The organism is Pinisolibacter sp., assembly GCF_036782435.1.
Taxonomy (GTDB): domain Bacteria; phylum Pseudomonadota; class Alphaproteobacteria; order Rhizobiales; family Ancalomicrobiaceae; genus CALBKH01.
On sequence record NZ_DAIPZB010000006.1, the window covers coordinates 43082 to 65592 of the forward strand.

Here is a 22511-nt window from a genome sequence, read left to right on the forward strand (position 1 = left end):
GGAGGCACCGACATGGACGACATCGGACGCTACGCTCTCGCTCGCCGCGATCTCGACCGCGGCGGATCGGAGAAGGTCCTGATCGTGACGGAACTGCCGGTCTCGCGCGCCCGGATGGACCTCCTCGCGCTCGATCACGATCGCGTCGAGCTCGAGAACGATCCGTCCAGTCCCTATCGCTGGTTCGTGGTGCGGCTGGCCGACGACGAGGGGCGATGAGCCGTCCGGTTTCCGGGCCGGTCGCGCGCCTGTTCGTCGCCGACGAGCGCGGATGCATCCCCATCGCGCCGGCGCCCGAGCCGATCGCGGCGAGAGGCGCGCCGCGGCGGTCCTTTCGAAAAGGGCCGGCCGCGGCAGGGCGCCGTCGCGGTCGATCAGAACGGGATCTTCACCCGAACCCGTCCGGAGTGGGAGGTTCCGGCGCCGTCGTTGAGGGCGGCGCCGTAGGCCACGGTCAGCGACACCTTGTCGTCGATCGAAGCGTCGTAGCCGACCTTGAAGGTCAGGCCGCGGCCCACCAGATCGTCGGCGTTGCCGACGAACGGCTGCGCCGTGTTGCCGATGAAGCGGGCGAGCACGCCGTCTTGCTTCTCGTACAATGCGTGTTCGTAGCCGATCTCGCCGTAGGCCCGGCCCTTCGGGCCGATCAGATCGATCGGCGTGGACGCCCGTAGGCGGACACCGCCGAGCAGGGCCTCGGCGGAGCGGTCGCGGAACGACATGGCGAGGAGTGCGGCGGTCTCGTCGTAGCCGGCGATGTCGGAGCGGACGTAGTGGAGGCGAGCCGAGGGAACCCACGTCACCTCACCGGTGCGAGCCATGAAGCCGGACTCGACCGCGGCCGACCACTGCTTCGCCGAAGTCGAACCGGTGGCATCGAGCGGGCCGAAACCGGTGGCGCGCCGCAGATCGTCGAAGCCCATCCAGGAGGCGCCGAGGGCGCCGGACAGGAAGAACGCGTCGGCAGTGTAGTTGGCGTAGACGTCCGCGTCGAAGGTCAGGAGATCGGAGCGCATCACGCCGCCCAGTCGACCGGCGCCGATGCCGAAGGATGCACCGAGCAACAGGTTCGACGACATCTCGCGATCGAGACCGATCCGCAGGCCGCCGGTGGTCTGGTCGTAACCGGCGACATCGCCGCGCGCACCCAACACGCTGCGACCGCCGGTCGCCATGACCCACAGGCCGTTCTGGCGCCGATACTGGCCCTCGCTGTAGCCGAGGGCGCGATCGAGCACGTCGTCGGCGGCGGCGAGGCGGCTACGCATCGCGACGTCGCCGAGCACGGCGACATCGGCGGCGGAGGCTTCGGGGGTCAGCAGCAGGGCGGCATAGACCGCGACCCACTGATGACCTCGCGCGGTCGGGTGCACGTCGTCCCAGAACAGGTAGCCGTTCTGCACGGCGGTCGAGCCGGTCACGCAGGCGAGGGTGCCCAGACAGGAGTTCGTCACGTTGGAGAAACCGTAGGCCGCGGCATTGGCGCGGATGACGTTCAGCGCCGTGGCCAGATCCATCTGGACGATGTTGGTGTTCGGGTTGGCGATCGCCAACGTCTGCAACTGCGCCGCCAGCGTCTGATTGAAGGTCATCGAGGCGAGCGAACCGGCGCCGGCGGTCACCGGCGAACCGTTGTAGGCCGGCGTGGCCCCGAGATCGGGCAGGTTCGAGATGAGGATGCGCCCGGCGCCCGCGCCGGCCACCGCCTGGGTGAGGCTCGCCATGTCGGTCGCGGCGGCGATCGACGTCGACGTGATGCCGGCCGGGTTGGCGCCGGCGCCGGCGACGGTGAAGTACTGGAAGATGTTGTTGGCGCCGCCGAGCAGCGTCACCGTGTCGGCGGATCCGAAGGTGCCGCCGAGACCGAGAAAAGTCCCGAGCTGCGTCGGCAACGAGGGGATCGGGCCGTTCAGATTGACCGCGTTGTCGGTCCGTGCGCCGCCGAAGGCGAGATTGACGTTGCCGTTCACCGACCCACCGAGGAACGGCTGGTTCATGGTCCCGGCGATCAACTCGGTCCAGACGGGGCCGTTGGAGAAGCGGCCGGCGTAATAGGGCGCCGGCGGGTTGCCGGTGACGCCGTGGAGGTTTCCGTTGTCGGAAAGACTGTCACCGATGGTGACGAAGCGCCCGCCGGGCGGCAACGTGACCTGCTGCGCTTCGGCGACGGTCGCCAGCGATGCCAGCGACAGAACCGCACCGAGAGCCGTCGAGACGCGCGAATACCGCCGAGCGACGCGATACATGAGTTCTTCCTCCCAACCGACGACTTCTTCTTCGACGTTCCCCGTTCGGGCGGGTCGTCCACTGTCGGCGGAGGAAGGATAGCGTCGCGCCGTCGCCACCGGAAGGCGCATTCTCGGCGCGGTCCGGTGCGTCGCAGAAAAAGCGGGAGCGTGGCCGCCGTGACACGTTTTCGGCGTCCGGCCCGGTCGGAAGCGCCGCGAAGACCGCTCGCCAGGGGGCGCGGTGTCCCGTTTTCGATGCCGAGCGGCGGCGGATGGACGCTCGCGACCGATCGGGTCGCCTCACATCCCCTTCGCCTCGCCCCAGATCGCCTCCATCTCGTCGAGGCTCGCCTCGGCCGGGGTGAGGCCTTTTTCGGCGAGGCGCTTCTCGATGTGGGCGAAGCGGCGACGGAATTTTTCGTTGGTGCCGCGCAGCGCCTTTTCGGGATCGAGCCGCAGATGGCGGGCGAGATTGGCGACGGCGAAGAGCACGTCGCCGAGTTCGTCCTCCTGACGGTCCGGAGACGGGGAGGGGGCGTCGATCTCGGCTTCGATCTCGTCGAGTTCCTCGCGGATCTTGGCGAGGACCGCCTTCGGGTCGTTCCAGTCGAAACCGACGGTGCCCGCCTTCTCCTGCAGCTTCACCGCACGGGTCAGCGCCGGCATGCCGGTGCCGACCTCGTCGAGCAGGCCCTTCACGACCGGTGGATGGCCGTCGGCCGCCCGCCGCGCCGCCTTGGCGGCTTTCTCCTCGGCTTTGATCCGCGCCCAGGCGTCCTGGACGGTGGTGACCGTCTTGCCCTCCTCGTCGGCGAAGACGTGGGGGTGGCGGCGGATCATCTTGGCGGTGATCGCCTCGACCACCGAGCCGAAATCGAAGGCGGACGCCTCCTCCGCCATGCGGGCGTGGAACACCACCTGGAGCAGGAGATCGCCGAGTTCGTCGCAGAGATCGTGGAGATCGCCGCGCTCGATCGCATCGGCGACCTCGTAGGCCTCTTCGATGGTGTAGGGCGCGATGGTCGCGAAGGTCTGTTCGAGATCCCACGGACAACCGCTCACCGGCGTGCGCAGTGCCGCCATGATCTCGATCAGGCGGGAGACGTCACGGGAGGGTTTCATGCGGGACCTCGGATCGGCGGGCGCTTCGGAGCGGTCCCGCGTCGCCGATTCGCGGCGTGCGGGTCACGGCGGATCGTAGCAGAGGCCCCAGCCGGTTCCCGCATACCAACAGCGCCTCGGATCGACGGCGTCGCCGGTGACGAGGCTCCGGACCCGACCCCAGCCGCCGCGCCGGAACGCCTGATCGAGCAGGTCGCAGTCGACGCACGAGGTGCGCGATGGGCCCTCGGCATAGACGAAACCGCAGCGATCGAGCGTCCGCGCCGCGAAACCGGCCTCGGTTCGCTCCACCAGGAGGCCGACGCCTTCCGCGCCGTGCCAGCGGCGCGCGTGTGAGAGCGCGCCACGCGGCGCGCACAGGGGAAAGAGCAGGCGACCGCCGGGCGCCAGCCGGTCGAGCCAGGCCGGGGAGGGGGTGGCGATGCCGTAGGAGACGTAGACGATGTCGGTCTCGTCGCGCGGCCACGCCTCGCCGTTGCCGACCACGACCTCGACCACGGGCCCCTCGGGGAGCGCCTTGGCCAGCGCCCGCCGAGCGATGTCGGCGAGGTCGCGACCGATCTCGATCGCCGTCACCCGCGCCGCCGGGCCGGCGAGACGCGCCAGGATCGCGGTGTAGTAGCCGGTGCCGGCGCCGATGTGGACGATCCGCTCGCCCGGCTTCACCGCCAGCGTCGAGATCCAGCCGGCATGGAGCGACGGGCTGCCGTTGTTGACGCCGCGCGCCTGATCCAACGCCACCAGGACGTCGCGATAGAGCGCCGCCGGGTCGCAGGTGCGCTCGACCGCCGTCTCGCCGTAGATCGCCCAGGGGGCTTCGGGGAGGAAATCCTCGCGGGCGAACTCGGCCATCGCCGCTTCGAGCGCCGGATCCTCGACGCCGGCACGGGCGAGCATCTCGCGGGCGTAATCCTGTCGCAACTTCGCCGTGACGTCGTGGCGGACGGGCATCTCCGTCATCGATCATCTCCTCGCGCGGGATGAATCCTCGTGAATTCTAACAGGATCGGACCGATCTCCGCATCCGCAGGACCCCGAAAGGCCGCACCCGCCGTCGGCGGTCCGTGATAGAAGGAGGCGCGCGCGATCGGCGCGACGGTCTCGAACCCGATCGCGAGGAGAACATGGCCGAAGCCATCGTCGTCACCCGCTCCATCCACCTCGATCCGAGCGAGCTCGTGGAGAGTTTCATCCGCGCTTCCGGGCCGGGCGGCCAGAACGTCAACAAGGTGGCGACGGCGGTCGAGCTGCGCTTCGACGTCGTCGGCTCGCCGTCGTTGCCCGAGCCGGTGCGCCAACGGCTGATCCGGCTGGCGGGACGGCGGCTGACCGGGGAGGGGGTGTTGGTGCTGCGCGCCGACCGCTTCCGCACTCAGGAGCGCAACCGCGCCGACGCGCTCGAACGGCTGCTCGAGCTGATCCGCGAGGCGGCCGTGCCGCCGCCGCCGCCGCGTAAACCGACGAAGCCGACCCGCGCCTCGCAGGTCCGCCGTGTCGAAGGCAAGAAGAAGCGCGGCGCCGTGAAGAGCCTCCGGCAGGGGCGCCCGTCGATCGATTGACGATGGGCGCGGTGCGCCATCGCGGGCACGAACGCTCGCTCCACGGAGCCCGTCGACGTGACGATCACGACAGGAGGGCGGGAGAGGATCCGCCACCGCCCGGTGCGTCGGCCGCTTCGCGGGCGCCGGTGACGGGGCCGTCCGACGCGAGCCGCGAAAGTGTCGTGAATGATCCCCGAGAGCCGTCTCGTTTCATGGATCGACGATTCGCATAAGACGGATTATGGAATATAAAACGCCAGGTGCGGGGAACGACGGGCGCTCTTCGGCGTTCAGATCGCGGGCCGGCCGATCGTGCGGCCGAATCTCGAATTTCTTCGTGTCGTCCGTGGCTCGGCGCGTTTCCCTCGCACCGGCGGCGAAGATCCTCTCCCTACGTCGCCCGTGCGAGCCGGCGCGCGCCCGAGAGCCGCGCCCGCAGTCCCTTGCGGTTGGCGTCAGTCGACCTTGAAGGTGAACTCCAATCCATCCCAGGCCGGCTCGACGCCCACCGGCAGATGCTCGGCGAGCGTCTTGTAGTCGATGTCGGTGTGGAGATGGGTCAGGCAGGCGTGCGCGGGCTTCATCCGGGCGATCCAGTCGACCGCCTCGTCGACCGACAGATGGCTCGGGTGCGACTTCCAGCGCAGCGCGTCGAGGATCCACAGGTCGAGCTTGCCGATGAACGGCAGGCTGCGATCGGGAAAGGCGCTGACGTCGGGCGAATAGGCCACCGCGCCGAAGCGGAAGCCGTAACTGTCGACGTCGCCGTGGGTCTGGCGGAACGGGATGGCGGTGATCGGGCCGCCGTCGCCGTTGACGGTGAGCGTCTCGCCCTCGTGATAGCGGTGCTCCTTGAGGATCGGCGGATAGGCCGAACCCGGCGGCGTCACGAAGCAATAATCGAAGGTGGAGCGGACCCGCTTGGCCGACACTTCGTCCATCCAGATGTCGACGAGATGCTGGCGATTGATGGCGAAGGCGCGCAGGTCGTCGATGCCGTGGATGTGGTCGGCGTGAGCGTGGGTGATCAGCACCGCGTCGACCCAGTCGACATGCGCATCGAGCATCTGCTGGCGCACATCCGGCCCTACGTCCACCAGGACCCGCGTCGTCGCGCCGGTCGGCGCCGTACGGGTCACCAGCAGCGACGACCGCCGGCGACGGTTCTTCGGCTCGTTCGGGTCGCATCGGCCCCAGTCGTTGCCGATTCTGGGAGTGCCCGGAGACGCGCCGCACCCGAGGATGCGGAAGGTCATCGTGGTGCCCATACGGTTTCCCTCGCCTGTTGTCGCGGCGCTTGAAGTTACGCCGCCACTTTCTTGAACAATCTATGGAAATTTTCTGTCGTGACCTGCGCCATCTCCTCCGCCGAGACGCCTTTCACGGCTGCCAGGACCTTCGCCGTCTCGGCCACGTGCGCCGGCTCGCAGCGTTTGCCCCGGTGCGGCATCGGGGCAAGATACGGCGCATCGGTCTCCACCAGCAATCGGTCCAAAGGTACGTCTGCGGCGATGGCGCGCACCTCTTCGGACTTCTTGAAGGTGAGGATACCGGAGAAGGACACGTAACCACCCAGCGCCAGCGAGCGGCGGGCGAGGTCGGGGCCGGACGAGAAGCAGTGGAGCAGGTGAGGGAAGGCCCCCTGCCCGGCCGTCTCGTCCTCGAGCAGGCTCGCCATGTCGTCGTCGGCCTCGCGCGAATGGATGACCAGCGGCAGGCCGGTCTCGCGCGCCGCGGCGATGTGCTCGCGGAAGCTCGCCAACTGCACCTCGCGCGGGGCGAAGTCGTAGTGGTAGTCGAGCCCGGCCTCGCCGATCGCCACCACCTTCGGGTGGGCGGCGAGGCGGATCAGCAGGTCGCGGTCGACGTCCGGCTCCTCCGCAGCGTGATGGCAGTGGGTGCCGACCGAGCACCACACCTCGTCGTGGGCCTCGGCGATCGCCCGGATCGCATCGAAGCGATGGACCCGGGTCGAGATGGTGACCATCTTGGCGACACCGACGGCCTTCGCCCGGGCGATGACGCCGTCCATGTCCTCGGCGAAGTCGGGGAAGTCGAGGTGGCAGTGGCTGTCGACCAGCATCAGGCCCCCTTCCCCGCGTCCGTCCCCTCCTCCGCCGGCTCGACCCACTTGGGGAAGATCGGCGTCGGGGCCGGCAGGGTGAGGCCGGCTTCCATGCGGCGGCCGAGGGCGGCGAAGGTGCGGGCGTCCGCCCCCTGCCCCAGCGCGTCGAGCAGCGCCGCCGCCTTCGTCGGGATCACCGGCTGAGCCAGCAGCGCGACGATGCGCAGCACTTCCGCCGTCACCCACAGGACGGTGCCCATGCGTTCCGGATCGGTCTTCTTCAGCGCCCAGGGGGCCGCGGCGGTGAACCAGCGGTTGGCGTCGCCCACCACGCCCCAGATCGCCTCGAGGCTCTTGTGGATCTCCTGGCGGTCATATGCCGCGCGTGATATGGCGAGCAACGCGTCGGCCGAGGCGAGCATCGTCTCGTCTTCGGGAGCCAAGGCCCCCGGCGTCGGCACCACGCCGCCGCAGTTCTTGGCGATCATCGACAGCGAGCGCTGGGCGAGATTGCCGAGGTCGTTGGCGAGGTCGGCGTTCATGCGGGCGACGATCGATTCGTGGCTGTAGTTGCCGTCCTGGCCGAAGGGTACTTCGCGCAGGAAGAAGTAACGCACCGTATCGGCGCCGTAGGCCGCGATCAGATCGAACGGGTCGACGACGTTGCCCACCGACTTCGACATCTTCTCGCCGCGGTTGAAGATGAAGCCGTGGGCGAAGACCCGACGTGGCAGCGGTAGCCCGGCCGACATCAGGAAGGCCGGCCAGTAGACCGCGTGGAAGCGGACGATGTCCTTGCCGATGACATGCAGATCGGCCGGCCACCAATGCCGATATTTCTCCGACTGTTCATCGGGGAAGCCGGCTCCGGTGATGTAGTTGGTGAGCGCGTCGACCCACACGTACATGACGTGTCCCGGGCTGTTCGGCACCGGGATGCCCCAATCGAAGGTGGTGCGGCTCATCGACAGGTCCTCGAGCCCGCCACGCACGAAGCTGATCACCTCGTTCTTGCGCGCGTCGGGGCCGATGAAGTCGGGGTTCGCCTCGTAGTGGGCGAGGAGGCGCTCCTGGAAGGCGGAGAGGCGGAAGTACCAGCTCTCCTCCTCCGTCCACTCGACCGGCGTTCCCGTCGGCGTCGCCCGGCGCTGGCCGTCCTCGCCGACTTCGGTTTCGCTCTCGGTGTAGTAGGCCTCGTCGCGGACCGAATACCAGCCGCCGTACTTCGCCATGTAGAGGTCGCCCGCGGCCTCCATCCGCCGCCAGATCTCCTGGACCGAGGCGTGATGGCGGGCTTCGGTGGTGCGGATGAAGTCGTCGTAGGAGACGCCGAGCTGGGCGTCCATCTCCTTGAAGACGGCCGAGTTGCGGTCGACCAGCTCCTTCGGGAGCATTCCCTCGCGACCCGCGGTCTGATGCATCTTGAGCCCGTGCTCGTCGGTGCCGGTCAGGAAGAACACGTCGTGTCCGTCGAGCCGCTTGAAGCGGGCGAGCGCATCGGTGGCGAGCTTCTCGTAGGCGTGGCCGACGTGCGGCCGGCCGTTCGGGTAGTCGATCGCCGTGGTGATGAAGAATTTTTCGCGGGTCATGATCGAATCCTCGGCCGGGAGAGCGCCCCCGCACCGCTTCTCGCACCCGCCGGCGCGGATGCCGGCATGTGGTTCTCCGTCCTACTCAATTCCGCGCCGCCTCGGCAAGCGTCCGAATGGCAGCCAAGATGGCAGCCTTGCGATCGAGGTTGAGCGCTTCGGTCCGCCCGATCAGTCGGCCGATCGCATCGTGAGCCTCCGCCCAGTGCGCTGCGGCGCCGACGCCGGCATGCGCCAGAGCGTCGCGCGTCCGCGCTTCGGCGGCTTCGCGCAGGAAATCGACGGCGATGTCGAAACTGTCGTCGGCGCCCTTTCCGGCCACCAGATCGGCGAAGGCATGGGCGGCGCGCACGTCGAGATCGGGCAGGCCGGCGACGATCTTCTCGAGGCTGCGCCACAGCCGCACGCCGTCGTGCTGGACGAGCAGGATCGCTCGCCGGAGGCTGCCGTCGGCGAGGTCGGCGGCCGCCGCCAGCGTCGCCGGCTCGCCCTCCACCCCGAAGTCGCCGAGCGCCTCGGCGATGCGGTGCGGCGGCAGCCGCTCGAGGTCGAGCCGTCTGCAGCGCGACCGGATGGTCGGCAGAAGCCGGCCCGGGGCATGGGCGACCACCAGGAACAGCGAACGCGGCGGAGGTTCCTCCAGCACTTTGAGGAGCGCGTTGGCGGCGTTGGCGTTGAGGTCGTCGGCGGCGTCGACGATGGCGATGCGCCAGCCGCCCTCGCCCGCCGTCGAGCCGAAGAACGATACGGTGCGACGGATCTCGTCGATCGGCAGGTCGGTCTTGAAACGCTTGTTCTTTTCGTCCCACGGCCGGCGCAGATGCAGGAGATCGGTGTGGGCACCGCCGGCGATGCGCCGCGCCACCGCGCCGGCCATGTCGACGGAGAGATCGCGGGCCGCCTGCACCTCCGGCGCCTGCGGATCGGGATGAGTGAGGACGAAACGAGCGAAGCGGAAGGCGAGCGTCGACTTGCCGATGCCCTTGGGCCCGCCGAGGATCCAACCATGGTGGATGCGGCCGGAACGATAGGCGTCGAGCAGGGTCCGCTCGGCCGCGGCCTGATCGACGAGGTTGCCGCGCTGACGCGGCAGCGCCAATCCGTCGAGGGCGTCGACCTCGGGGGCGGCTTCGGTGACGGCGGTGCTGCGCAGGGCCATGGGGTGGATCAGTCCTTCTCGGGAAGCCCGAGGCGTGAACATACCCCGTACCAGACGGCGTCGGCGACCGTCACCGGATCCTGCGAGGCGTCGATGACGACGAAACGCTTCGGTTCGCCCCGCGCCAGCGTCAGGAAGGCGCGGCGGCGGCGCTCGTGCACCTTCTCCTCCTCCTTCTCGAAGCGATCGGCGGTGTCGGTGCCGCGTCGCGTCGCGGCGCGCGCCATGCCGATTTCCGCCGGCACGTCGAGGAGGATGGTGAGATCCGGTCGCACGTCGTCGACGGCGATCTCCTCGAGCGCCGCGAGGTGGTCCGCCGGCACGTCGCCGGTCGCACCCTGATAGACGCGGGTGGAATCGTAGAAGCGATCGGAGATCACCCAGGCGCCGCGCTCCAGCGCCGGGCGAATGGTCTGGTCGACGTGATCGGCGCGCGCCGCGGCGAAGAGGATCGCCTCGGCGAGCGGCCCGAAGGCCTCCGCCGCGCCGGAGAGGAGCACGTGGCGGACCGCTTCGGCGCCCGGAGAGCCGCCGGGCTCGCGGGTCACCACCACCTCCAGGCCACGACGGCGCAGACGCTCGGCGAGTTCGGCGACGCGGCTCGACTTGCCGGCCCCCTCCCCGCCTTCGAAGGTGATGAAACGGCCTCTCGTGCCGGCGTGCGGCGGCGGCGTCACGAGCGTGGCGGGCGCGCCTTCGTCGCTCATCGCCGCAGGAGACCGATGAGGACTTCGCGGGTGCCGTCGATGGCGCGCTGGCGCAGGGTTCCCCGCTCGACCGATACCGCCGCTTCGACCGGGATCTCCTGGACCACCGCGTCGTTGCGGGTGACGATCAACCGGCCGATCGGCTGTCCCTTGACCACCGGCGCCTTGAGCGGCCCGGTGTAGACCACGCGCGCCTTCAGTTTGTCGCGACTACCGCGCTGGATGAGGATGTCGACGGGCTTGGGCGAAGCGACCGCGACCCCGGAGGTCAGGCCGCCGAACACCGAGGCTTCGCCGATCGTCTCACCGGCGCCGTAGAGGTGCACCGTCTCGAAGGTGCGGAAGCCCCAGTCGAGCAGCTTGCGCGCATCCTCGGCGCGGTCCTTGTCGCTCGCCGCGCCGCCGATGACGACGATCAGCCGCTGGCCGTTCTGCACCGCAGAACCGACGAGATTGTAGCCGGATTCCTTGATGTATCCGGTCTTGATGCCGTCGGCGCCGGGGAAGGCCTTGAGCAGCGGGTTGCGGTTGAACTGGCGGATCTTGTTGTAGGTGAACTCGGGCTGCGAATAGATCTTGTAGAGGTCGGGGTATTCGACGATCAGGTTCTCGGCGAGCTTGATCAGATCCCGCGCCGTGGTGCGATTGCCCGGGTCCGGCAGGCCGGTCGGATTGGCGAAGGCCGTCGCGTCCATGCCGAGTTCCTTGGCCCGCGCGTTCATCTTCTCGGCGAAGCCGGCCTCCGTACCGGCGATACCCTCGGCGAGCGTGATGGCGCCGTCGTTGGCCGACTGCACCATGACGCCCTGCAGGAGATCGAGGATCTTCACGTTGGAATGGATCGGCGCGAACATCGCCGAGGTGTGCGACGGCGCGCCGCCGGTCCGCCACGCGTGCTCGGACACCTCGAATTCGCCGTCGAGCGACAGCCGGCCCTCCTTGATCTCGCGGAAGGTGACCGACATGGTCATCATCTTGGTGAGGCTGGCGGGTGGGAACGGCTTGTCGGCGTTCTTCTCGAAGAGCACCGCCCCGGTGGCGTGGTCGACGAGCAGGGCGACGTCCGCCTTGGTCTCCATGCCGCCGTTCTGCGCCGAACCCGCCTTGCCGGGAGCCGCCGGCTTGCCGGCCGCCACCAGCGCCAGACACAGCGCCGCCGTCGCCAGACGCACCGCGACCCGCATCGTCGAACCCGAGATCCTACCGGCAAAGCCCGCCATCATCGCCCCTCTGGCGCGCGACCGGCGGGCATGGCCTCCCCTACCGACGCGCGTCGATTCTCGATCCTCGTCCAGCATAGAGAAAGTGAGGCCCGCACACCACGGCGCGCCGATTTCCCACTCTCGGAGACCTCGAGAGTGGGGTGAAAATCGGACGGACGTGGAGATTCGAGATCAGTCGGCGAGCGCGGCGAGACGGTCGCCGTCGCCCATCGTGCGGAAGATCGCGTGCGCCGAGGAGATCCGCTCTCCGGCCGCATAGGACGAGGTGCGCGACGGCAGGCTGGGCGCGCTTTCATCGTCGCTCGCCGCGACGGCGCCGGGGTTCGACGCGAGCGGCAGGATCGACAAGGGTCCACCGGAGGCCGGCGCCATCGCCGCGGTGATGCCGGTGTTCGCCGGGGCGTGCTTGGACGCCAGAAGTGCGGCGCGGATCGTCGTCGGATCGACGCCGGCGAGTTCGAAGGAATTCGCGTCGGCGACCGGCACGAAGGCGACGCCGCGCGCGACCGCCGGGGTGGTGGCGCGCGCCTGACCGTAGAGGCTCGCCCGAGCCGCACCGACCGGCGCCGCCGTGTCGGCCGAGGCGACCAGCGTCGGCATCGTCGGGAGAGCGCGCCGTGGCCCGGTGCCGAGGTCGGCCTGGGCGACGAGCGTGCGCTCGTCGTGGCCCGAATCGAGTCCCGGCCCGCGCAGCGTCGCGGCGAGGACGCGGTTGTCGGAGCCGGCGAGACCGGCGCGGCCGATGTACTGGATGCGGACCTTGCCGAGGCCGTGGCGCTTCATCTCGAGCAGATCGGCGGCTTTTTCCGAGAGGTCGACGATACGGCTGCCGACGTAGGGGCCGCGATCGTTGACCCGCACCACGAGCGAGCGCCCGTTGGTGAGGTTGGTCACCCGCGCATAGGACGGCAGCGGCATCGTCTTGTGGGCCGCCGAGATGGCGCCGCGGTCGAAGACCTCGCCGTTGGCGGTCTTGGTGCCGTGGTGATAGTCGCCGCCGTACCAGGAGGCGACGCCACTCTGGTCGAGGTTGCGATCTTCGTGCGGATAGTAGGTCTTCCCGCCGATGGTATAGGGCCTGCCGACCTGATAGCGCCCGCCGCCCGGCGTGACCTTGTCGTGCGGGCCGACGACGCGTTCGACCGGCTCGGCGCCGGAGAGAAGAGCGGTCTTGGTGTTGGAGGTGGCGCAGCCCGCGAGCAGCATGCCGGCGGCGACGACGACCGATCCCGTGACGGCGATCCTCGTACGGACCACGGCGGTCGTCTTCGGCTGGCTCATCGACGTGTCCTTTTTCTCACCGGGCAACCGAGGACCTTCGTCCGTCGGACCGTCGATCACGACGGCTGCCGGTTCCCGCGTCGCTTCACGCGACCTCGACACCGAATTCCGGGGAACTGCCGAACCCCCACCCGGCGCGAACGGATCTTTCGATCCGCATGATTCATCCGCACCGGTTACTCCCTGATTAAGCCCCATAACTCATTCGGAGATCGCTGAAAAGGGAGGGGTATCACATCGGTGGTCACGACGGGGCGGGATACCAGTTCGACGCGAATCGATCGCCGCCTCACCCGTCCCAATCGTGGGATCCGCCGTCCGGGGCGGTGACCCGCCAGCGGCTGGTGCCCGGCTCGGCCCCCTCCCCCGTTCGGGTCAGGGGATCGACGCCGATCGCCACCTTGCCGTGGCCGCCGGGGATGTCGAGGACGTAGGTCGGCTGGGCGATGCCGGTGAGCCGGCCGCGCAGCGAGGTCACGAGCGTCCGCCCGCGCTCGACCGGCACGCGGTATCGCGCCGTCCCCTCGGCGCGGTCGAGGTGGTGGAGGTAGTAGGGCTTCACCCTGAGCGTCACCAGGCGGCGGAACAGCGCCTCGAGCACCTCGGCCTCGTCGTTGACCCCGGCGAGCAGCGTCGTCTGCGAGAGCACCGGCACGCCCGCGTCGACCAGTCGGGCGATCGCCGCGGCGGCGGCGGCCGTCAGTTCGCGCGGATGATCGACGTGGACCACCATCCAGGTGGCGAAGCGTCGGCGGAAGGCGCGCGCGGTCTCCGCCGTCACCCTGCCCGGATCGACGACCGGCACGCGCGAATGGATGCGCACCACCTCGACGTGAGGGATCGCCTCCAAGCGGTCGAGCAGCAGCGCCAGCCGCCGATCGGAGAGCACCAGCGGATCGCCGCCGGTCAGGATCACCTCGAAGATCTCCGGCCGAGCCGCCACATAGGCGAGCGCCGCGTCGATCTCGGCTTCCGAGAGCGTCGCCTCGCCGTCGCCGACGGCTTCGCGGCGGAAGCAGAAGCGGCAGTAGACCCGGCACAGATGCGTCGGCTGGAGCAGCACCCGGTCGCGATAGCGATGGACGAGGCCGGGCGCGGCGGCATGGACGGCGTCGCCGATCGGGTCGGTGACCTCGTCGTCGCGGCGGTCGAGTTCGCTCTCGTCGGGGACGAACTGGCGGGCGATCGGGTCGGCGGGATCGTCGGGGTCGATCAGCGCCGCCATGTCGTCGGTGATCGCCAGGGCGAAGCGGTCGACCACCCGGGCGATCGCCTCGGCGCGGGCGGGATCGACGAAGCCACGCGCCACCAGATCATCCACCCGGCGGATCTCGGCGTCGCGGCCGGGCTTTCCCGGATCGCCGTCCCGGCTCATCGCGTGCGGATCTCGGCGTCGAGCCCGGCGAGCTTGGCGAGCTGACGGAAGCGGCGCAGCAGAACCTCGCCGTCGAGATCGGCGAGGTGCGGCGGCAGATCGAGCACCAGGCTGCCGACACCGCGGCTCACCTGGGCATCGAGGATGATCCCCGGCATCGCCGCCGACAGGATGAAGGCGACGCGGAAGGCAGCGCCGAGCACCTTGGCGCGCTCCATCAGCCGTGGCGTGGCGAGCTTGGCGACGCTCGGGCTCAGCGCATCGTCGATCATTCCCATGTGGCGGTAGTAGCTGGCGAGTGCCAGATAGGCCCGGCCGGGGTGGTCGACGCCGATGAAGCCGGCGTTGGAGATGATGTTGAGGCTCTGCTCGCCGCGATAGTCGGGATGCGCCCGCCAGCCGATGTCGGTCAGATGCGAGGCGGCGACCCGGAGGCGGGCCTCCTCGCGCGTCTCGCCGATGCCCATGGCGCGGAACACCATCTCGGTCCACGTCGCCATCTCCTCGGTGTGGCGGGGCGAGCGCGAGCGCAGGAACGCCAGTTCCTTGGCCGCGTCGATCAACGGATCGTGGCGGCGCTCCTCCTGCGTCAGCAGCTCGTAGAGATGACCTTCCCTGAGGCCCAGGGCCGAGAGCACGACGTCCTTCGGCTTGCCGGCCTTGATGATCTGGGCGAGCACCACGGCGCCGAAGGGCAGAAGATCGCGGCGCTGCTTCGACACGGTCTCGATCTTCGGCAGGGTCTCCACCGCGCCGCGGCCGACCAGCTTGCAGAGGTCGAGCGCCACTTCCGCCGGCAGGGCGTAGTTGTGCATGACGTGGAGGGGGTAGTCGACCTGATGCATGTGCAGCTTGGCGAGCGAGCGCCAGGTGCCGCCGACGGCGTAGAAGCTGCGGCCTTCGAGGCCGGCGAGTACCGGCGAGGTCTCCAGCACCTGCTGGGCGATGCGTTCGGCCTTGCGGATCGATCCCTCCGCCGCTTCCGACAGACGGATGCCGCCGAGCGGATAGGTCAGGCCCTCGCCGATGTCGTCGCCCTTGATGTCCACGAGTTCGAGCGAGCCGCCGCCGAGATCGCCGGCGATACCGTCGGCATCGTGGATGCCGGCAACGATGCCGAAGGCGGCGAGCCGCGCTTCGTCGGCGCCGGTCAGAACCGATACCGGGACGCCGCAGATGCGCTCGAGTTCGGCGACGAAGCGCTTGCCGTTCTTGGCCTCGCGCGCCGCCGCGGTGGCGAGGACGTGCAGCGTCGCGGCGCCGCACTGATCGGAGATGTGTTTGAAGCGCTTGACCGCCGCCAGCGCGCTGCGCACCGGGCCGTCGCCGAGCGTGTTGGTCTTCGACAGACCTTTGCCGAGTCCGGCCAGCACCTTCTCGTTGAAGATCACCGTCGGCGCACGGGTCAGGCGCTCGTAGACGACGAGGCGCACCGAATTCGAGCCGATATCGATGACGGCGATCGGCGCCGCCCCGCCCATGCGGCCGGGCGCATTCGGGTCGCAGACGAGGCCCTGCCAGCCCGGCTCACTTGCGCCGGTTGCGGACGATGCTGCGCGGCTGGTCTGTCTTGGAGGATTTGCCACGGCCCGACAACGATGGGTTGGTCATGAAGTACTTGTGCGCATTGAAGGGCTCTTCGCCCTCCGCCGGACGGATCCGTTCGTGACCGCCGTCGGGAAGGAGGCGCCAGCTCTGCTGGTTGTCCTTCAGGTTGGCGACCAGGATCTGATCGAGGATCTGTTCGTGCACCGTCGGATTGGTGATCGGAGCGAGCACCTCGACGCGCCGGTCCAGATTCCGCGGCATCATGTCGGCCGATCCGATGTAGACGATCGCCTGCGCCGAGGGAAGGCCGTGGCCGTTGCCGAAGCAGAAGACGCGGGAGTGCTCGAGGAAGCGTCCGACGATCGATTTCGCCCGGATGTTCTCCGACAGGCCCGGCACCCCGGGCCTCAGGCAGCAGATGCCGCGGGCGATGATGTCGATCTTCACCCCGGCCCGGCTCGCCTCGTAGAGCTTGTCGATGATGCGCGGGTCGACGAGGCTGTTGATCTTCATCCAGATCTGCGCCGGACGACCGGCCTTGGCGTGTTCGATCTCGCCCTCGATGTGGCCGACGAGGCGCTGTCGCATCGACAACGGGCTCACCGCCATGCGCTCGAGTTCCTCCGGCTGGGCGTAGCCGGTGATGAAGTTGAAGATCCGCGCCACGTCGCGGCCGATCGCCGGATCGGCGGTGAAATAGCTGAGGTCGGTGTAGATCCGCGCGGTGATCGGGTGGTAGTTGCCGGTGCCGATGTGGCAATAGGTCGCGAGCTGACCCTGCTCGCGGCGCACCACCATCGACAGCTTGCCGTGGGTCTTCAGTTCCATGAAGCCGAAGACCACCTGCACGCCGGCGCGCTCGAGATCGCGCGCCCAGCGGATGTTGGCCTCCTCGTCGAAGCGCGCCTTGAGTTCGACGACGGCGGTGACCGACTTGCCGGCGTCGGCGGCTTCCGACAGCGCCTTGACGATCGGGCTGTCGTTGGAGGTGCGGTAGAGCGTCTGCTTGATCGCCACCACGTCGGGATCGCGCGCCGCCTGCATCAGGTATTGTATGACGACGTCGAAGCTCTCGTAGGGGTGATGGACGACGAGGTCCTTGGCCTTGATCGCGGCGAAGCAGTCGCCGCCGAATTCGCGGATGCGCTCGGGGAAGCGCGGCGCGTAGGGGCCGAACTTCAGCTCGGGTCGATCGATCGAGACGAGTTCGGAGAGTTCGTTGAGGGCGAGCAGACCCTCGACCAGGAACACCCCGTCGGCGTCGCAGGAGAGCGACTCGGCGACGAAGTCGCGCAGCCGCTCCGGGGTCGAGCTTTCGATCTCCAGCCGGATGACGCTGCCGCGGCGACGGCGCTTGAGCATCGACTCGAACACCCGGACGAGGTCTTCGGCCTCTTCCTCGATCTCGATGTCGCTGTCGCGGATGACGCGGAAGACGCCCTTCGACTTGACCTTGTAGCCGGGGAAGAGCCCCTCGATGTGCAGCGAGATCGCCGCCTCGAGCGCGATGAAGCGTTTGACGCCGGGCAGGCCCTCGACCGGCGGCAGCTCGAGGAAGCGGGTGAGCGTCGACGGCATGCGGATCAGCGCCGTCATCCCCTCCCCGCCGCGGCCGCTGCTGCGCACCAGATCGAGCACCAGCGAGAAGCCGAGATTGGGGATGAAGGGGAAGGGGTGCGCCGGATCGCAGGCGAGCGGCGTCAGGACGGGGAAGATGTGGGTGAGGAAGTGGCTCTCCAGCCACTTGCGCTCCGGGCCGGTCAGGCCGTCGCCGTCGACCAGGACGATGCCGGCGTTCTGAAGCTCGACGTGCAACTCGCGCCACAGCCGCTGCTGCTCGGCGGTGAGTTCGCCGACCGCTTCGCCGAGGCCGACGAGCTGTTCGGCCGGCGTCAGGCCGTCGTCGGAGCGGGCCAGGATGCCGGCGCGCTGCTGTTCGACCAGACCCGAGACGCGCACCATGAAGAATTCGTCGAGGTTGTTGGCCGAGATCGACAGGAAGCGCAGCCGCTCGAGCAGCGGGTGGTCGGTGTTGGCGCTCTCCTCGAGCACACGCCGGTTGAAGGCGAGCCACGACAGCTCGCGGTTGAGGAAGCGGGACGGGCTGCCGATCAGGTCGGCGGCGTCGGGAACGGGGGTCTTCTCGGTCCTGGCGGTCACGTCGTGACGTCTCCTCGCGGCGGTGCGCAGGGCTGCGCCCGGCCGCCGTTCTTATCGTCGTTTCATGACGGATTGTTTTCCGTCGAAGGGGCTTCGTCCAGTCCGGTGAGTTGCGGTTCGGCGCCGAAGCCGCGGGCGAGCACCGCGGCGGCGAGCGCCCGGGTGATCGGCCCCTTGGTGGCCAGCGCCTCGCGGTCGAGCGCCTCGACGAGATGAACGGCGGCGGAGAAGCTGCGTTCCATGCGCCGCGACAGGTAGGCGACGACCGCCGGATCGACGGTGGTCTGGCGATCGGCGAAGAGTTTGGCGAGCACCGCCTCGAGCAGCCGATCGTCGGGAAGCCCGAGATCGACCGGTGTCGCCGCCCGCAGACGCGAGGCGAGATCGGCGAGGACGATCCCCCAGGCGACGAGAGGCCGGCGCGCCGTGATCAGACAGCGCCCGCCGCCCTGGCGAACGGCGTTGAGGAGGTGGAACAGCGCCCGCTCGTCGACCCCCTGCCCCGCGTCTTCGACCACGATCGCCCGTTCGGCCGCCGCCAGCGGATCGTGAGTGCCGAGGTCGGCCGCCGCGATCACCCGCGCGCCCGTCTCCTGGGCGAAGAGCGCGGCGAGATGGGTCTTGCCGGCGCCTTCCGGGCCGACGAGCAGCAACACTTCGCTCGGCCAGCGCGTCGCGGTGACGAGGTCGAAGGCGGCGCGGTTGGGCTCGGCGACGACGTAGTCCTCGCTCCCGTGCGCGGCCTCGACCGGCAGAGCGAGCGGCAACTGGCGCGGCGGTTCAGCCATCTCTGGTCTCCACCGGATCGGATGCCGCCGGCTCGCCGAGATAGAGCGGGCTCGCCAGATACTGTTCGACCGAGAAACGCGCCAAAACGCCGATCGCCGCCGAAGTCGGCACAGCCACCAGCATGCCGACGAAGCCGAAGAGCGAGCCGAAGGCGAAGAGCGAGAACAGCAGCCACACCGGATGGAGCCCGACAGAGCGGCCGACCCAGCTGGGTGTCAGCACGTAGCTTTCGAGCGCCTGTCCGCCGGCGAAGATCGCCGCCACCAGCGCCAGCCCGTGCCAATCCGGCCAATACTGCACCAACGCGACGATCAGCCCGACCACCAGACCGGAGCCGAAACCGACATAGGGGACGATGCCGAGCAGGCCCGACATCAAGCCGATCAGCAGCCCGAATTCGAGTCCGACGAGGGCGAGCCCGAGGCCGTAGTAGATCCCCATGACGACGCACACCGACACCTGCCCGCGTACGAAGCCGGAAACGGCGTCGTTCATGCGGCCGGCGAGGAGGCGCACCGTGTCGCGATGGCGCGGCGGCACCCAGTCGTCGAGCCCGGCGATCATGCGGTCCCAGTCGACGAGCATGTAGGCGGCGACCACCGGCGCGATCACCAGGATCGACACCACCGAGGCGATCGCCTGGCCACCGTTCCACAGCGACTGCAACAGCTTGGTGATCCAGCCGGCGCCCTGCGACAGGGCCGTCTGCATGCCGCCCTCGAGCGATTTGACGTCGCCGCCGAGGAGTTTGCGCAGCTCGCCGTCGAAATAGGGTCCGACGAGTTCCTGCAGACGCGCGAAGAGGGTCGGCAGCCGTTCGACCAGTCCGGACAGCTGATGGCCGAGCAGCGGGACGACGAGGATCAGGCCGACCACCAGACCGATGAAGATGGCGAGCACGATGGTGAGCGCTGCGACACCGCGCGAAAAGCCCCAGTTCTCCAGCCGGTCAGCGACCGGGTCGAGCAGATAGGCGAGTGCGATCCCGGCGACGAAGGGCAGCAGCACGCCCTTGAACAGCCACAGGAACAGCACGAAGCCGGCGAGCGCGCCGAGCCAGAACCGCAGTTGCCGTTCGAGCGTCACGTCGATTTCTCCTGCGAACCGCGATGGTTCGATCTCATCCCGCCCGGCCCGGGTCTCCCGGCTCCGACGACATAACGCGGAGCCAATCGACGACATAGGCGATGCCGGAAACCACGGTCAATCCGACGACGAGCACGATACCCACCGTCCACAGCCCATCGGCGAACCAGCCGAAGGCCTTGTGCGCCAACACCATCGCCGCGAAGCCGATCTGCGCCGTGGTGTTGGCCTTCGACACCATCTTCGGCTGGATCGGCAGCCGCATGCCGAGGCCCCAGGACAGCACGACGCCGCCGATGATCAGTACGTCGCGCGACAGGACCAGGATCGCCAGCCACACCGGCAGCGCCCCGATCACCGCCATGGTGACGAAGATCGAGACCAGCAGCAACTTGTCGGCGAGCGGGTCGAGATAGGAGCCGAGTTCGGATTTCTGGTCGAAGGCGCGGGCGATGAAACCGTCGATGCCGTCCGAGACGCCGGCGACGAGAAACACCCAGAAGGCGAGCGCGAACCGTCCGGAGAGAATGGCGTCGATGGCGATCGGCACCAGCACCAGCCGGAAGATCGAGATCAGGTTCGGAATGGTGATGGTGCGGCCCAAGGGTCCCCTTCTCCACGATCGACGGCTTCCCCATCCCAATGTGGTCCCGAACGGCCTTTCTTCCAAGAGGAGAACTGCCGAATATCCGCACCCCCCGTCCAGTTACGGGCTTGCCAAAGCGCCGCCGATCGTCCATCCCCACGGCGGTCGGTTCCCACGCGGAGAAGTGAAATGTCCGAGGGCAAGAACAGCTGGACCTACGCTCGGTCCGGCGTCGACATCGAAGCCGGGAATGCGCTCGTCCGCCGTATCGCGCCGCTCGCCAAGGCGACGTCCCGGATCGGGGCCGACACCCAGATCGGCGGCTTCGGCGGCCTCTTCGATCTGAAGGCCTGCGGCTTCCGCGATCCGGTCCTGGTCGCCGCCAACGACGGCGTCGGAACCAAGCTCAAGATCTCGATCGAGACCGGCATCCACGACACCATCGGCATCGACCTCGTCGCCATGAGCGTCAACGATCTCGTCGTCCAGGGCGCCGAACCGCTGTTCTTCCTCGACTATTTCGCCACCGGCAAGCTCGACCTCGAGGTCGCCGAGCGGGTCATCGCCTCGATCGCCCGCGGCTGTCAGATGGCCGGCTGTGCCCTCATCGGCGGCGAGACCGCCGAAATGCCCGACATGTACAAGGCCGACGACTACGATCTCGCCGGCTTCGCCGTCGGCGCCGTCGAACGGGACGAGATCCTGCCGAAGAAGACGACCGCCCCCGGCGACGTCCTCCTCGGCCTCGGTTCCTCCGGCGTCCATTCGAACGGCTATTCGCTGGTCCGTCGGCTGGTGAAGGAGGCAGGCCTCGACTGGAACGACGAGGCGCCCTTCCAGCCCGGCACCTCGGTCGCCCGCGCCCTGCTCGAGCCGACCCGCATCTATGTCAAACCGATCCTCGAGGTGATGCGCTCGATCGGCGGCGTCAAGGCGATGGCGCACATCACCGGCGGCGGCTTCCTCGAGAACATCCCGCGGGTGCTGCCCGAACTCTGCGTCGCCGAGATCGACCTCTACGCCTGCGCCGTGCCGCCGGTGTTCAAGTGGCTGGCGAGCGTCGGCGGTATCTCCGAGACCGAGATGTTGCGCACCTTCAACTGCGGCATCGGCATGGTGCTGATCGTCGAGGCCGACAAGGCCCACGACATCTCGGAGGCCTTCCGCGCCAAGGGCGAGACCTGCGTCACCCTCGGCTGGCTCCAGGACGGCTCCGGCCGCGATGCCGACGAACACGGCAAGCGCGCCTGGGTCGACACCCGCGGCAAGCTCGACCTCACGTGGCCGCCGCGCCGATGACCGCGGGCGCCGCCCCCGTCACCCGCCGCCGCGTCGGGATCCTGATCTCCGGCGGTGGTTCCAACATGGCGGCGCTGATCGCGGCGGCGCAGGACCCCGCCTATCCGGCGGAGATCGTCTGCGTGATCTCCAACCGCGCCGACGCCGGCGGTCTCGCCAAGGCGCGTGCCGCCGGCGTGCCGCACGTCGTGGTCGTCGACCACAAGCATCATCCCGATCGCGAGAGCTTCGAGCGCGCCGTCCAGGCCGAACTCGAGGCGGCGCAGGTCGAACTGGTGGCGCTCGCCGGGTTCATGCGGCTGTTGACTCCCTGGTTCATCGAGCGCTGGCACGATCGGCTGATCAACATCCATCCGGCGCTCCTGCCCTCCTACAAGGGTCTCCACACCCATGCCCGGGCGCTCGCCGACGGCGTCAAGATCGCCGGCTGCACCGTGCACTTCGTCCGCCCCGAGATGGACGTCGGCCCGATCATCGTCCAGGCGGCGGTGCCGGTCCTCGACGACGATACGCCGGACACGTTGGCGGCTCGCGTCCTCACCCAGGAGCACCGCATCTATCCGCTGGCGCTGGCCCGCGTGGCGACCGGCGCGGCGACGGTGGTGCGGGATGGCGAGGGCAACGAGGTGGTCAGGACCAACCGTTCGTCGGCGTCGGAGGCGGCTCTGATCGCGCCGATGCGAAACCATGCCGATACTTGATCACCCCGGCTCGGCCTGTCTAACATTTCGAGTCGCGCACGCCTCCCCACCA

20 protein-coding genes are annotated in these 22511 nt (G+C 68.9%); 4 read left to right on the forward strand and 16 right to left on the reverse strand.

Annotated features, from left to right (window positions below):
* The first annotated feature begins 12 nt into the window (after positions 1–12).
* Positions 13–219 (forward strand): hypothetical protein, encoded by a 207-nt coding sequence (locus V7Q42_RS03875; protein ID WP_333822579.1) that lies wholly within the window; start codon positions 13–15, stop codon positions 217–219.
* A 155-nt stretch (positions 220–374) separates the two neighbouring features.
* On the opposite strand, the gene V7Q42_RS03880 is transcribed toward V7Q42_RS03875, so the two are convergent.
* The 3 genes from V7Q42_RS03880 to V7Q42_RS03890 all read right to left on the reverse strand — a co-directional run bounded on the left by V7Q42_RS03880 (position 375) and on the right by V7Q42_RS03890 (position 4310).
* Positions 375–2246 (reverse strand): autotransporter domain-containing protein, encoded by a 1872-nt coding sequence (locus tag V7Q42_RS03880; RefSeq protein WP_333822580.1) that lies wholly within the window; start codon positions 2244–2246, stop codon positions 375–377.
* Positions 2247–2528: 282 nt separating this feature from the next.
* Positions 2529–3350, reverse strand: a complete 822-nt coding sequence (gene mazG, locus V7Q42_RS03885) for a nucleoside triphosphate pyrophosphohydrolase (protein WP_333822581.1) — start codon at positions 3348–3350, stop codon at positions 2529–2531.
* Between the two features lie 63 nt (positions 3351–3413).
* Positions 3414–4310, reverse strand: a complete 897-nt coding sequence (locus tag V7Q42_RS03890; RefSeq protein WP_333822582.1) for a protein-L-isoaspartate O-methyltransferase family protein — start codon at positions 4308–4310, stop codon at positions 3414–3416.
* Between the two features lie 164 nt (positions 4311–4474).
* On the opposite strand from V7Q42_RS03890, the gene arfB reads away from it, so the two are divergent.
* On the forward strand, positions 4475–4909 hold the full coding sequence (arfB, locus tag V7Q42_RS03895) for an alternative ribosome rescue aminoacyl-tRNA hydrolase ArfB (RefSeq protein ID WP_333822583.1): 435 nt from the start codon (positions 4475–4477) through the stop codon (positions 4907–4909).
* A 437-nt stretch (positions 4910–5346) separates the two neighbouring features.
* Here the strand turns inward: arfB and V7Q42_RS03900 are convergent, their stop codons facing one another.
* The 13 genes from V7Q42_RS03900 to V7Q42_RS03960 form a co-directional block, all read right to left on the reverse strand.
* Positions 5347–6159 carry an MBL fold metallo-hydrolase gene (locus V7Q42_RS03900; protein ID WP_333822584.1) on the reverse strand — a complete coding sequence of 271 codons (813 nt, stop codon included), beginning with the start codon at positions 6157–6159 and terminating at the stop codon, positions 5347–5349.
* 35 nt (positions 6160–6194) lie between these two features.
* On the reverse strand, positions 6195–6974 hold the full coding sequence (locus tag V7Q42_RS03905) for a TatD family hydrolase (RefSeq protein ID WP_333822585.1): 780 nt from the start codon (positions 6972–6974) through the stop codon (positions 6195–6197).
* The gene (gene metG, locus V7Q42_RS03910) at positions 6974–8545 is read right to left on the reverse strand and encodes a methionine--tRNA ligase (protein ID WP_333822587.1); all 1572 of its coding nucleotides are present in this window, start codon (positions 8543–8545) and stop codon (positions 6974–6976) included. The genes V7Q42_RS03905 and metG overlap by 1 nt, the downstream gene beginning before the upstream one ends.
* An 85-nt stretch (positions 8546–8630) precedes the next feature.
* Positions 8631–9704: a DNA polymerase III subunit delta' gene (locus tag V7Q42_RS03915; RefSeq protein ID WP_333822588.1), complete on the reverse strand. Its 1074-nt coding sequence runs from the start codon at positions 9702–9704 to the stop codon at positions 8631–8633.
* Between the two features lie 8 nt (positions 9705–9712).
* Positions 9713–10411, reverse strand: a complete 699-nt coding sequence (gene tmk / locus V7Q42_RS03920) for a dTMP kinase (protein ID WP_333822589.1) — start codon at positions 10409–10411, stop codon at positions 9713–9715.
* Positions 10408–11631, reverse strand: coding sequence for a D-alanyl-D-alanine carboxypeptidase family protein (locus V7Q42_RS03925; RefSeq protein WP_333822590.1), 1224 nt, complete (start codon positions 11629–11631; stop codon positions 10408–10410). The genes tmk and V7Q42_RS03925 overlap by 4 nt, the downstream gene beginning before the upstream one ends.
* Positions 11632–11805: 174 nt before the next feature.
* Positions 11806–12915, reverse strand: coding sequence for a septal ring lytic transglycosylase RlpA family protein (locus V7Q42_RS03930; RefSeq protein ID WP_333822591.1), 1110 nt, complete (start codon positions 12913–12915; stop codon positions 11806–11808).
* Positions 12916–13204: 289 nt separating this feature from the next.
* On the reverse strand, positions 13205–14290 hold the full coding sequence (locus V7Q42_RS03935) for a lysine-2,3-aminomutase-like protein (protein WP_333822592.1): 1086 nt from the start codon (positions 14288–14290) through the stop codon (positions 13205–13207).
* Positions 14287–15771 carry a Ppx/GppA family phosphatase gene (locus V7Q42_RS03940; RefSeq protein ID WP_333822593.1) on the reverse strand — a complete coding sequence of 495 codons (1485 nt, stop codon included), beginning with the start codon at positions 15769–15771 and terminating at the stop codon, positions 14287–14289. Before V7Q42_RS03940 ends, V7Q42_RS03935 begins: the two co-directional genes overlap by 4 nt.
* Before the next feature lie 46 nt (positions 15772–15817).
* Positions 15818–17998 (reverse strand): RNA degradosome polyphosphate kinase, encoded by a 2181-nt coding sequence (locus V7Q42_RS03945; RefSeq protein ID WP_333822594.1) that lies wholly within the window; start codon positions 17996–17998, stop codon positions 15818–15820.
* Between the two features lie 62 nt (positions 17999–18060).
* Positions 18061–18786 (reverse strand): hypothetical protein, encoded by a 726-nt coding sequence (locus V7Q42_RS03950; protein ID WP_333822595.1) that lies wholly within the window; start codon positions 18784–18786, stop codon positions 18061–18063.
* A complete protein-coding gene (locus tag V7Q42_RS03955) occupies positions 18779–19873 on the reverse strand; it encodes an AI-2E family transporter (protein ID WP_333822596.1) in 1095 nt (364 codons plus the stop codon). The genes V7Q42_RS03950 and V7Q42_RS03955 overlap by 8 nt, the downstream gene beginning before the upstream one ends.
* Before the next feature lie 34 nt (positions 19874–19907).
* Positions 19908–20477 carry a CDP-alcohol phosphatidyltransferase family protein gene (locus V7Q42_RS03960; protein WP_333822597.1) on the reverse strand — a complete coding sequence of 190 codons (570 nt, stop codon included), beginning with the start codon at positions 20475–20477 and terminating at the stop codon, positions 19908–19910.
* Between the two features lie 171 nt (positions 20478–20648).
* Between V7Q42_RS03960 and purM the strand changes: the two genes are divergently transcribed.
* Together purM and purN are read left to right on the forward strand one after the other, a co-directional pair.
* The gene (purM, locus tag V7Q42_RS03965; protein ID WP_333822598.1) at positions 20649–21758 is read left to right on the forward strand and encodes a phosphoribosylformylglycinamidine cyclo-ligase; all 1110 of its coding nucleotides are present in this window, start codon (positions 20649–20651) and stop codon (positions 21756–21758) included.
* Positions 21755–22459 carry a phosphoribosylglycinamide formyltransferase gene (purN, locus tag V7Q42_RS03970; protein ID WP_333822599.1) on the forward strand — a complete coding sequence of 235 codons (705 nt, stop codon included), beginning with the start codon at positions 21755–21757 and terminating at the stop codon, positions 22457–22459. Before purM ends, purN begins: the two co-directional genes overlap by 4 nt.
* Positions 22460–22511: the final 52 nt, after the last annotated feature.